Source organism: Yersinia sp. 22-579, from assembly GCF_030433455.1.
Lineage (GTDB): Bacteria > Pseudomonadota > Gammaproteobacteria > Enterobacterales > Enterobacteriaceae > Yersinia > Yersinia enterocolitica.
In genome coordinates, this window is record NZ_JAUJTZ010000005.1 from 165,392 (window position 1) to 177,397 (window position 12,006).

Sequence of the window (12,006 nt, forward strand, 5' to 3'; positions counted from 1 at the left end):
TACGGTTCTTCTGGTGATTTTTATAAGTAAGTAACTCAATCACCAGAAGAAATTAACACCTTCACGCAGAACTTTTTTAGGTACATAGTTACTCAAACCTGACGCATGGCAATATTCAATCAACTCTTTTAAAGAGTGACACCCCACTTTTTCATAAATAAACCTAAGTCTATTTTCAATTGTTCTATTTGATAAAAATAGTTTTTCTGCTATTTCTTTTGCTGTCATTTTTTGAATTGCATAAAATATAATATCAAGTTCTTTCTCTGAGAAATCATCTACCGGCGGAGTTAGTGTAATAACTGAGGGTTTTAAACTTTTAAAAAAATCACATACGGAAATAAAATTAAACTTTTTACCAAAAAAAACAGTCCCTAACACATCCCCATTTTGACTATAAATAGGAAATTTTGGGAAGTACCACGGTGAAAGAATCCTTTCACGCCCAAAAGGCGAGGTTACAATGATCTCAGCCCCCTCTCGGCTTTGCTCTGCCTTTCTGTCGTGAGCCTTGAAGTCATCACTATACTCGGACCAAGAGCATGGCATCTCCTCATCTAAGCGTCCTTCAAAATCAAAACCGGGCTGAATATCAAACAAATCAAGACAAGATTCATTTAAATAAACAAATTTGGATTTATTATCTTTAATCGCCCAAGGAATACGAGCTTTTTCCATTATGGAAATGAGCGATAATTCACTGAGTGAATTAACAGTCAAACCAGACTCATCTGGGGGACTACTTTTTTTACTTTCCATAGAATAAACTCCTGCTGAGTCAAAACAACACTTTAATAAATACAAACCACCTTATCCATAGCCAACCGGTGGCCCACACAAAAACAGTAGCAGTCAATGAAACTATTCACGAATATAAAGAGTGACTTAATTTAAAATACATCATGGATATATAAGTCACCCAAAGAAGCAGGTATTATTCTATGCTAAAAACGAAAAAAAACACTACCTAAATAAGATGATTTATTCTTTTTTAATACCATCATCAGAATCAATTTTAATCATCACGCTTATTAGATTCTGACATTATGATGCAACCGAACTCTCTCCCTAACAGCGCAGGAAAGAGATACCCGCGCTGTAGGAAAGTGAGAATGGCGATTACTTCATACTTCCAACCATATCTTCCGGTTTAACCCATTCATTGAACTGCTCATCAGTAACATAACCTAGCTTCAGCGCCGCCGCCTTGAGGGTTAGCCCCTCTTTATGCGCTTTTTTGGCAATTTCTGCCGCTTTGTCATAACCAATATGAGGATTCAACGCAGTAACTAACATTAGCGATTCATTTAGTAGCTGAGTGATACGGTCACGATTAGGTTCAATGCCAACTGCGCAATGCTCATTAAAACCGCGCATACCGTCGGCGAGCAGACGAATAGATTGCAGGAAGTTATGAATCACCAGCGGGCGGAATACGTTCAGTTCAAAGTTACCAGACGCCCCACCAATATTGACCGCCACGTCGTTACCCATCACCTGCGCGCATAACATGGTCATAGCTTCACATTGTGTCGGATTGACTTTACCCGGCATGATAGAACTGCCAGGTTCATTCTCAGGAATAGAGAGCTCGCCAATGCCACTGCGGGGGCCTGAGGCTAGCCAGCGCACATCGTTGGCAATTTTCATCAACGAGGCCGCTAAACCTTTCAATGCACCGTGACCATGAACTAATGCATCACACGTTGCTAATGCCTCAAATTTATTCGGCGCGGTGACGAAAGGTTGCTGGGCCAATACTGCAATCTCATTGGCGACGCGCACCGCATATTCAGGGTGAGTATTCAGCCCCGTCCCAACGGCCGTGCCGCCCAACGCCAGTTCACACAGATGAGGAATAGTGGCTTCAATATGTTGCACATTGTGCGCCAACATCGCCACCCAGCCGGAAATTTCCTGCCCCAGCGTCAGTGGCGTGGCGTCTTGTAAATGCGTCCGACCAATCTTCACAATGTCGCGATAAGCTTCGGCTTTATCGGCAAGGGTCTGTTGCAATACTTTCAGCTCAGGTAACAGATCCTCTCTTAACCCAATAACTGCGGCGACATGCATTGCGGTTGGAAATACATCATTTGAACTTTGGCTTTTATTCACATCATCATTAGGGTGAACCAGACGATCATTACCTCGTTCGCCCCCTAACAATTCACTGGCCCGATTGGCCAGCACCTCATTCATATTCATATTGGTTTGCGTGCCAGAACCGGTTTGCCAAATCGAAAGTGGGAACTCGCTCGCATGTTCGCCATTCAAGACCTCATCTGCCGCATGCATAATCGCTCTTGCCCGTTCGGCGGGGAGCAGCCCCAGCTCCATATTGACCTTGGCCGCTGCGCGTTTGGTCAATGCCAACGCATGAATCAGTGCCGTCGGCATCTTCTCTTGTGAAATACGAAAATGCTCCAACGAGCGCTGGGTTTGTGCACCCCATAATTGATCAGCCGGTACATCGATAGGCCCCATTGAGTCCTTTTCACTGCGGGTAGTCACCATCACTGTCTCCTTAGCATATGAATAGAAGGTTGTAGTATGACGTGTATATGATGGCATATTTATCGCTACCGTTATGCGATTGATTCGCATTTCTCTCATTTAGTTATATTCGGTTATAAGACGGATTGCATTACTACTTGCAACCCCTTTGGCCCCATTGTTTACTAAGGAACGATTTTTATCAGGGCGATGAATTTCGCCAGATTCAACGGCAGATGACCTCTATGCAAAAAATGAAGAATGCAGTACAAAACTACGCCTGGGGCAGTACCAATGCGCTTACCGAGCTTTACGGCATAGCCAATCCGCAAGGCAAACCTATGGCTGAATTATGGATGGGCGCTCATCCCAAAAGCAGTTCTGAAGTTGCAGATGCCAGCGGCCAATGGCATTCATTGCGCGATGTGATTGAGAAAAACCCTGATGCCACTTTAGGTCACGACGTTTTTAAACGTTTTGGTGAGTTGCCCTTCCTATTCAAAGTGCTGTGCGCCGCCCAACCATTATCGATTCAGGTACATCCAAGTAAGGCTGCGGCAGAAATTGGCTTTGCCAAAGAAAATCAGGCCGGTATCCCGCTGGATGCGGCCGAGCGAAATTACAAAGATGCTAACCATAAGCCTGAGTTGGTTTATGCCCTAACACCTTTCCAGGCCATGAATGGTTTCCGTACTTTGGATGATATTGCGGCCCTGCTCCAGCCATTAGCCTCCGCTCATCCGGATATCGCCGCGTTTCTACGCTCCCCTGATACCGAACATTTATCCACCTTATTTGCCAGTTTGCTGAGTATGGCGGGCGAAGAGAAAACGCGTGCTTTGGGGATATTGAAAGCGGCACTGAATAATCAATTGGGTGAGCCGTGGGATACTATTCGCAGTATTTCGCGTTTCTACCCGGATGACAGTGGTTTGTTCTCTCCGTTGTTGCTTAATGTGGTCACCCTGCAACCGGGTGAAGCCATGTTCTTATATGCTGAAACCCCTCATGCCTACCTTAATGGCGTGGCGCTGGAAGTGATGGCAAATTCGGATAACGTATTACGCGCGGGACTGACCCCTAAGTTCATCGATATCCCTGAATTAATGGCTAACCTGCAATTTATTCCGAAACCTGCCGCTACTTTGCTGACCACGCCCCAACAGCAAGGCAACGAGTTGGTATTCCCCATCCCTGTTGAGGATTTTGCTTTTTCACTGCATACATTAACCTCAGAGCCACAGGAATTGGCGCAAAACAGTGCGGCCATTGTATTTTGTGTTCAAGGTCAGGCGATATTGAAAAAACAACAGCAAGAAATCACTTTGCAACCCGGTGAGTCTTGTTTCATTCCGGCTAATGAATCGCCAATCACCGTCCATGGAATAGGCTCAATTGCCCGTGTTTATAACGCGGGGTGAACGAAGTGACTTATTTTGTTGTCTATTGCTGGCCTTTTGATGCTGTGGTGGTTAAATTTCACCAGCGCAATAAGTCGTTATCGTCGCAATAATATTTGTGTACGGTTAATCTAGGCCTATATTAATTTGGGAGATGTTGTTTTCTATGCATCTCTTTGGTGTTATTTAACTAGCAACTCATTACCGCGTTCAACAGTGAATTTGGTGTATTAGAAAAGGATGAACAGAACAATGAAAAAATCGTTAGTGGCTGTCAGCGTCATAGTCGTACTTGGCGCAGCATGGACTGGGGCCTCATGGTATACCGGCAAATTGATTGAACAACGTATGGGCGAATTGGTTAATAACGCAAATGACCAGATCAGAACCTTGCTGCCGAAAGCCGGTGTGAAGTTCGCTTATAAAGATTACCAACGTGGCCTGTTCAGTAGTCAGGTGCGCTATGTGTTGCAAGCAGATAGCAGCGTCGCAGGTGAAAAAGCCTTGAAAGATGGTGATGAAGTCGCATTCATCGAAACTATCGATCACGGCCCTTTCCCATTGGCGCAGCTAAAAAAATTCAATCTGATCCCGAGCATGGCGTCGGTACATACCGAACTTGCGAATACCCCTGCATTGAAAAAACTGTTTGAAGTCACTAAAGGCCAATCACCGTTTACTGCGGATTCGCGCATTTCATACAGCGGCGATACCTCTTCTGCCATTACATTTATTCCCATTGATTATCAGCAGAACACCACCAGCATGAAATTCTCTGGTGCAAAAATTGATGCTGATGTCTCCCGCGATCTGCGTGATGTGAAAATGAGTGGTTCAAGTGATAGCCTGGTTTTCGCCAGCAAAAATCAGTGGGATCAAGTTGAGCAATTTAGTCTGCAAGGTTTGGTGATTAAAAGTGATACCAATATCGGCAAGTTTGATCTCAGCATTGGCTCCCAACTACTGGGAATCAAACAAATTGGCCTCAGTATTGATGGTAAAGAGACCGCGACATTAGTGGGCTTTAACCTGAATACGCAATTGGGCGAAACCGATAAAGACTTGAACGGCAAGCTGACTTACACCCTGGACGCATTAAAAATTCAGGATAATGACTTCGGCTCTGGTAAATTAGCCTTCGCCTTCGACAAACTTGACGGTCAAAGCTTGAAGCAGTTTACCAATGCCTATAATCAGCAAGTATTGAAGGCCGTTCAGGCAGGTGAAAACCTCGATCCGGTTGCTTATCAAGAACAAATGACCGAAATACTAATGGCTAACCTTCCGGCCTTGCTGAAAGGCAACCCAACTATAAGCATTGCACCACTGAGCTGGAAAAATGCCAAAGGTGAAAGTACCTTCACTCTGAATATCGCGCTGACTGATCCAGCACAAGCGAAAGCCGGTAGTGAGCCGATGCTGGCGCAATCAGTGAAAAAAGTCGACGCAACATTGACCATCCCAATGGCTATGGCCACTGAGCTGACAACCCAGGCCGCTCGTCTGCAAGGTTATAATCCAGAAGAAGCACAAAAACTGGCACAACAGCAAGTTCAGGGCATTGCAGCCATGGGCCAGATGTTTAAACTGACGACCACCAAAGATGATGTTATTAGCAGCAGCTTCCACTTTGCTGATAACCAGGTGGATTTGAATGGTCAGAAAATGTCACTGCAAGAGTTTGTTGGCCTGTTTGGTATGTTCGGCGGCGCACCTGCTGAAGAAGATACCGGCACTGAATCTGAAGATGCGCCCGTCGCACCAGAAGCAGCAGCACCAGCACCAGCACCAGCACCAGCAGCACAATAAATATGAGATGTTAAAACCATAAGAAACGGGGCCAGATGGCTCCGTTTTTTTTATTCAAAGAGGTCTAGATTATGGAAGATAAACCAATATTAGGGCCAGATCCCCAGTGTAAGCACCCGATGGCGGGGTTTCCTCAAGTATGCTTTATCAAAAATACCACACAAAATCCGAACATTATTATTGGTGATTATACCTACTACGACGATCCACAAGATTCTGAAAACTTTGAACGTAACGTGCTTTATCACTACCCCTTTATTGGCGATAAGCTGATTATCGGCAAATTCTGTGCATTAGCTCATGGGGTGAAGTTCATTATGAATGGTGCCAACCATAAAATGTCTGGGTTATCGACTTACCCATTCAATATTTTTGGTAACGGCTGGGAAAGAGTCGCCCCGTCCAGGGATGAGCTGCCTTATAAAGGCGATACTCATGTCGGAAATGATGTGTGGATTGGCTATGATGTGTTGATTATGCCAGGTGTCACCATTGGCAATGGGGCAATTATTTCATCACGCTCAGTGGTCACGCGCGATGTGCCCGCTTATAGTGTGGTCGGTGGTAATCCTGCAACACTGATTAAAAATCGCTTCTCAGCCGAGGTTATCGGTAAGCTACAAACTATTGCCTGGTGGGATTGGCCAATAGACGCGATCAGTCGCAATCTACACCTGATCGCTGCCGGTGATATTGAAGCATTAGCGCGAGCAGCCAGCGAGATTGATCACACCTAATCAGGCCGATCCCCGACGGATCAACACCGGCGGTAATATGACGCTTTGCAGTTGTAAATTTCCCCCGGAAATACGCTGAAGCAAACGCTGCCCGGCACTGTAGCCAATTTCCCGGGCAGAACTGGTGATAAAGGTCAAGGGTGGCTCAGTAAGTTCTGCTGCTGGCACATCACCAAAACCAATTAATGCTACTTGCTGATCGAGATAAGTATCTACTCCTGCACTACCAATCGTCCTGCCAGTGCGTAAAATACCAAAATAGGCGCCCAATGCGATGGATGCTTGATGACATATAATCGCGCTGACATTAGGGTGACGCCGTAACAGCTCTTCAGCTGCATCTGCCGCCGCCTGTTGCTGACCATCACATTCGACCACCCATTCCGAGCGAAACGGTAGCCCATACTGCACTAAAGTGGCACAAAAGCCCCCGAGCCGTTCAGCCCGCGTCAGCGAGTGCGAATGTCCGCCAAGATAGGCAATTTGCCGATGACCACGACCAATCAGAAACTCGGTCGCCATTTTAGCGGCTTGCATATTATCAGGACGCACCACATCGACGCCGTCCAGCACATTGGAGCGGGCAGCACAAATCAGTGGAATATCATGTTCAGCAGCCTTTTCTCGTAGTCCCATTTCCCGCTTGGCCCCACCACCCAGCACCAGGCCATCGACACCTTGATCGATAAGCGTGTCAAAACAACGCAATAATCCTTTGCCCTCGCGGCCACTTTGCGTCAAAAACAACAATTTACCTTCAGCTTCAATGGCTTCACTTAAGCCGGCGGTCATTTCCGCATAAAAAGGATCGCCAATATCACGCACAATCAAGCCAATGACACCTGACTCCCCGCCGCGTAACTGTGCCGCCTGGCGGTTACGGACATAGCCTAATCGTTCTATTGCCTGATTAACTCGCTCGGCTGTCGCCGGAGAGATACGCCCTTTGCCACTGATCGCTAACGAAACTGTCGCCACAGAGACACCAGCCAATTTAGCGACATCAGTGATTGTCGTTTTTTTAATTGTCATGCCAAAAAATAAGCCAAGTTAAACGTTTAATCTGATGATTTACTCTAATACAAAAGTAGGATCAGTAATTGTGACTTATCACTCATATTATCTGGGTTAAACGTTTTATCTTATTTTACCTCCAGACAGGGAGGCGAAATAGTCGCCATTATTCATCAATCTTTTAACATCAGGTGTATCAGTACAGGAGTCACTATGTCAGCGGCAAAAAAACAAAAAATTACGCTGTGGGAGTTTTTCCAGAGTTTAGGGAAAACCTTCATGCTACCGGTCGCCTTGCTCTCCTTCTGCGGGATCATGCTGGGTATCGGCAGTTCGCTTAGCAGTAAAGATGTCATCACCTTATTACCCTTTATTGGTCACCCGGCCTTCCAGCTATTGTTTACCTGGATGAGTAAGGTTGGCTCATTTGCCTTTAGCTTCTTGCCGGTGATGTTCGCCATCGCGATCCCACTGGGTATGGCGCGTGAAAACAAAGGGGTGGCAGCATTCTCCGGTTTCGTTGGTTTTGCCGTACTGAATCTGGCAACCAATTTTTACCTGACCACCAGTGGCGTATTACCGACAACTGACCCACTGGTCCTGAAAACACATAACATTCAGAATATATTGGGCATCCAGTCCATCGATACCGGTATTTTAGGCGCGGTGATTGTCGGGATCATTGTTTATTTACTGCATGAACGCTTCAATACAATTCGCTTACCTGATGCATTAGCCTTCTTTGGTGGCACCCGTTTCGTGCCGATTGTCACCACCGTGGTGCTCGGATTGGTCGGTTTGTTGATCCCGCTGATCTGGCCTTGGTTTGCGGCGGGTATCAATGGTTTAGGCCGTTTGATTAACGGTGCTGGTATGTTCGGGCCGATGATTTTCGGTAGCGGCGAGCGCTTATTACTGCCATTCGGCCTGCATCATATCTTAGTGGCATTAATCCGCTTCACCGAAGCTGGCGGCACTATGGATGTGTGCGGTCATAGTGTTAGCGGTGCTTTAACTATTTTCCAGGCGCAATTATCTTGCCCTACTACCACCGGTTTCTCTGAAAGTGCCACTCGCTTCCTGTCGCAAGGTAAAATGCCCGCGTTCCTCGGCGGCCTGCCAGGTGCGGCACTGGCAATGTATCATTGTGCTAAGCCAGAAAATCGCCATAAAATTAAAGGGTTGTTGATTTCGGGTGTCGTTGCTTGTGTTATCGGCGGCACCACAGAACCGATTGAATTCCTGTTCCTGTTTGTTGCCCCGTTCCTGTATTTGATCCATGCCATCCTGACAGGGCTGGGCTTTACTGTTATGGCGCTATTAGGAGTGACCATCGGTAATACTGACGGTAATATCATTGATTTCGTGGTATTTGGCATTCTGCATGGCACCGCAACCAAATGGTACTGGGTGCCTGTCGTTGCCGGGATCTGGTTTGTGGCTTACTACTGTATTTTCCGTTTTGCTATTCAGCACTTCAATATCAAAACACCGGGTCGTGAGAATGAAACCACCGCCAGCAGTAATGCAGAAAAAGCAGCCAGTGGCGCTGTTAGCGGCAAGTCTGGCTATAACTCCCCTGCTATCTTGGCTGCTCTGGGTGGTGCCGATAATATCGTCTCATTAGATAACTGTATTACGCGCTTACGCATGTCGGTCAAAGATATGAATTTAGTGGATAAAGAGGCATTGAAAGCCAATCGTGCCATTGGTGTCATTCAACTCAATGACCACAACCTTCAAGTTGTTATCGGCCCGCAAGTGCAATCAGTGAAAGATGAATTAGACTCACTGATAGGGAATGGTCAATTTGCCATATCATAAGAAGCCAAACTCAGTGAGTGAAGGGTTGACCGCACCCAGGGGCACGTTTCCCCTTCATTTAACTTTCTATAAATAGGTTTGTCATTAACTGACACGGGGTGCTCTGATACCCCGTGTTTTCAGAAGCGAGATGCTGATGTTTGATTTCTCCACCCCCGTCGATCGTCACGGCACCTGGTGTACCCAGTGGGACTATATTGCTGACCGCTTTGGTGCTGCGGATTTGCTGCCCTTCACTATCTCGGATATGGATTTCCCCACCGCTCCGGTTATTTTGCAAGCACTGAATCAGCGCATCGGGCACGGTGTGCTGGGGTACAGTCGCTGGCAACATGAAGATTTTCTCGGCGCAATCCGCCACTGGTATCAGCAACGTTTTCATTGTCATATTGATACCTCAATGGCGGTCTATGGCCCGTCGGTCATCTATATGGTGGCCCAACTGATTCGCTGCTGGTCGGCACCCAGTGATTTCGTCGTCACTCACACCCCCGCTTATGATGCTTTTTACAAAGTGATCCTCGGCAATCAGCGCCAATTACTCAGCTGCCCGCTGCATAAAGTCGATAACCAGTGGCAGTGCGATATGGCACATCTGGAAGCATTACTGGCGCGCCCGCAAACCAAAATATTGTTACTGTGCAGCCCGCATAATCCAACCGGTAAGGTCTGGACAGCAGCAGAACTCGCCCACATGGCCGAGTTATGTGAGCGCCATCAGGTCAAGGTCATCAGTGATGAAATTCATATGGACATGACGTGGGATAATCAAGTGCACACGCCGTGGAGTCAGGTCGGTCAAACACCTTGGGCCTTACTGACCTCGGGTTCCAAGACATTTAATATTCCGGCCCTCACCGGGGCTTACGGTTTTATCAGTGATACTGAAACGCGTGAAACCTATAGCCAAATGTTAAAGGGTCGTGATGGCCTCTCTTCTCCCGCTGTTTTAGCCATCGTGGCGCATATTGCGGCCTACCGCCAGGCTGAACCCTGGTTAGACGAATTACGCCGTTATCTGCAAGCCAATCTGGCTTATGTTGCTCAGCGGTTGAATGAAGCATTTCCCACATTAAACTGGCAACCGCCGCAGGCAACCTATTTGGCGTGGATAGATTTGCGGCCACTGAATATTGACGATAATCAATTGCAGAACGTGCTGATCGAGCAACAGAAAGTCGCCATTATGCCGGGCTTCACTTACGGTGAAGAAGGCCGTGGTTTCCTACGCCTTAATGTCGGTTGTTCGCGCAGTAAAGTTGAAAGCGGAATGGATAAACTCATTAATGGGATCCGGTTTTTACAGCGGGAATAGCGAGTTTGCGTCGGTTATACAGGCACCTTTTGAAAGATAAAAAGGTGCCAAAATGGGACTTTCATCACTTTTTTATGCAACACGGTGGATATTTTCACTGATTTGTTTTTATAATGTTCTGCACTTAATCCATAATAATCCAGTGAGTGCACATATGATTGACCCCCGCCTTCCCTTGACTGACATTCATCGCCACCTTGACGGCAATATTCGTGCGCAAACTATTTTGGATCTGGGACGTCAGTTCAATCTGTCGCTACCTGCTGATGAGTTAGAGGCTCTGCGCCCGCATGTTCAAATCACTAAAACTGAACCTGATTTAGTGAGCTTCCTGCAGAAGTTGGATTGGGGCGTCGCAGTTTTAGGCTCTTTGGAGGCCTGCCGTCGTGTGGCTTATGAGAATGTGGAAGATGCCGCCAATGCGGGCTTACATTATGCCGAGCTGCGTTTCTCTCCATTCTATATGGCAATGAAACATCAGTTACCCGTCGCCGGTGTAGTAGAAGCCGTCATTGATGGTATTCAAGCTGGTTGTCGTGATTTTGATATTGATATTCGTCTCATCGGTATTCTTAGCCGCACTTTTGGTGAGCAAGCCTGTCTGCAAGAACTGGATGGTTTGCTGGCACATCGTGATGCTATTACTGCGCTGGATTTGGCGGGTGATGAGCTGGGTTTCCCTGGTGGGCTGTTCCGCAGTCACTTTAACCGCGCGCGTGATGCCGGTTGGCGAATTACCGTCCATGCCGGTGAAGCCGCGGGACCTGAGAGCATCTGGCAGGCTATTCGCGAGTTAGGGGCGGAACGTATCGGTCACGGTGTTAAAGCCGTAGAAGATATCAAACTAATGGATTATCTGGCTGAGCATAATATTGGTATTGAATCCTGTCTGACATCCAATATGCAAACCAGCACAGTGGCATCACTGGCGACTCACCCATTAGCCATCTTCTTGCGCCATGGCGTATTAGCCTCTATCAATACTGATGACCCTGCGGTTCAAGGAATTGAAATTGCTAATGAGTATCATATTGCCGCGCCAGCAGCTGGCCTGACGCCACAAGAAATTCGTCAGGCGCAAGAAAATGGCCTGACAATGGCATTTATCAGTGAGCAAGAAAAGCAGGCCTTGCGCGACAAAATTCGCAACTAAACAGCAGGATATCAAAACAGCGCGTATCACTAAAAAGTTCTACGCATTCAGTGATTGAAGGGACAGCCGCACTTAGACCTAGTGGCACTTCGACGGCTCACGCGCTTGTATTTAAAACGAAAAGTGAGCCGACGGCACATGTCCCTTTCATTTGACTTAGTTTGTAATCGAAAAGATAGATTATTACTGACTCCTGAGAAACCTCGATAACTCGGTCTTGCAAGGTGAGGACAGGTAGAAGAGTAAAGCGTCCGCGCCAAG

Annotated in this window: 9 protein-coding genes; 6 read left to right on the top strand and 3 right to left on the bottom strand. The window is 46.9% G+C overall.

The window, feature by feature from the left end; translation table 11 throughout:
- Positions 1-39: 39 nt before the first annotated feature.
- Together QSV56_RS08020 and fumC are read right to left on the bottom strand one after the other, a co-directional pair.
- Complete coding sequence (locus QSV56_RS08020; protein ID WP_019079441.1) at positions 40-759, bottom strand: PAS and helix-turn-helix domain-containing protein; 720 nt, start codon at positions 757-759, stop codon at positions 40-42.
- Positions 760-1,119: 360 nt separating this feature from the next.
- Complete coding sequence (gene fumC / locus QSV56_RS08025; protein ID WP_019083127.1) at positions 1,120-2,514, bottom strand: class II fumarate hydratase; 1,395 nt, start codon at positions 2,512-2,514, stop codon at positions 1,120-1,122.
- Positions 2,515-2,738: 224 nt separating this feature from the next.
- Between fumC and manA the strand changes: the two genes are divergently transcribed.
- From manA to vat(F), 3 genes are all read left to right on the top strand, one after another.
- Positions 2,739-3,914, top strand: a complete 1,176-nt coding sequence (gene manA / locus QSV56_RS08030) for a mannose-6-phosphate isomerase (RefSeq protein ID WP_019083128.1) — start codon at positions 2,739-2,741, stop codon at positions 3,912-3,914.
- A 231-nt stretch (positions 3,915-4,145) separates the two neighbouring features.
- Complete coding sequence (locus tag QSV56_RS08035; RefSeq protein ID WP_050131600.1) at positions 4,146-5,702, top strand: YdgA family protein; 1,557 nt, start codon at positions 4,146-4,148, stop codon at positions 5,700-5,702.
- 71 nt (positions 5,703-5,773) lie between these two features.
- Complete coding sequence (gene vat(F) / locus QSV56_RS08040) at positions 5,774-6,439, top strand: streptogramin A O-acetyltransferase Vat(F) (RefSeq protein WP_019083130.1); 666 nt, start codon at positions 5,774-5,776, stop codon at positions 6,437-6,439.
- On the opposite strand, the gene malI is transcribed toward vat(F), so the two are convergent.
- A complete protein-coding gene (malI, locus tag QSV56_RS08045) occupies positions 6,440-7,471 on the bottom strand; it encodes a Mal regulon transcriptional regulator MalI (protein ID WP_050159441.1) in 1,032 nt (343 codons plus the stop codon).
- A gap of 195 nt (positions 7,472-7,666) precedes the next feature.
- On the opposite strand from malI, the gene malX reads away from it, so the two are divergent.
- The 3 genes from malX to add all read left to right on the top strand — a co-directional run bounded on the left by malX (position 7,667) and on the right by add (position 11,745).
- Positions 7,667-9,277, top strand: a complete 1,611-nt coding sequence (gene malX / locus QSV56_RS08050) for a maltose/glucose-specific PTS transporter subunit IIBC (RefSeq protein WP_046050910.1) — start codon at positions 7,667-7,669, stop codon at positions 9,275-9,277.
- 136 nt (positions 9,278-9,413) lie between these two features.
- On the top strand, positions 9,414-10,592 hold the full coding sequence (locus QSV56_RS08055) for a MalY/PatB family protein (protein ID WP_046052024.1): 1,179 nt from the start codon (positions 9,414-9,416) through the stop codon (positions 10,590-10,592).
- 154 nt (positions 10,593-10,746) lie between these two features.
- Entirely contained in the window at positions 10,747-11,745 is a 999-nt protein-coding gene (gene add, locus QSV56_RS08060) for an adenosine deaminase (RefSeq protein ID WP_046695690.1), read from the top strand.
- Positions 11,746-12,006 lie beyond the last annotated feature (261 nt).

Coding starts and splice junctions, on each gene's coding strand:
- QSV56_RS08020 (WP_019079441.1), bottom strand. CDS start 759: ATGGAAAGTAAAAAAAGTAGTCCCCCAGATGAGTCTGGTTTGACTGTT.
- fumC (WP_019083127.1), bottom strand. CDS start 2,514: ATGGTGACTACCCGCAGTGAAAAGGACTCAATGGGGCCTATCGATGTA.
- manA (WP_019083128.1), top strand. CDS start 2,739: ATGCAAAAAATGAAGAATGCAGTACAAAACTACGCCTGGGGCAGTACC.
- QSV56_RS08035 (WP_050131600.1), top strand. CDS start 4,146: ATGAAAAAATCGTTAGTGGCTGTCAGCGTCATAGTCGTACTTGGCGCA.
- malI (WP_050159441.1), bottom strand. CDS start 7,471: ATGACAATTAAAAAAACGACAATCACTGATGTCGCTAAATTGGCTGGT.
- malX (WP_046050910.1), top strand. CDS start 7,667: ATGTCAGCGGCAAAAAAACAAAAAATTACGCTGTGGGAGTTTTTCCAG.
- QSV56_RS08055 (WP_046052024.1), top strand. CDS start 9,414: ATGTTTGATTTCTCCACCCCCGTCGATCGTCACGGCACCTGGTGTACC.
- add (WP_046695690.1), top strand. CDS start 10,747: ATGATTGACCCCCGCCTTCCCTTGACTGACATTCATCGCCACCTTGAC.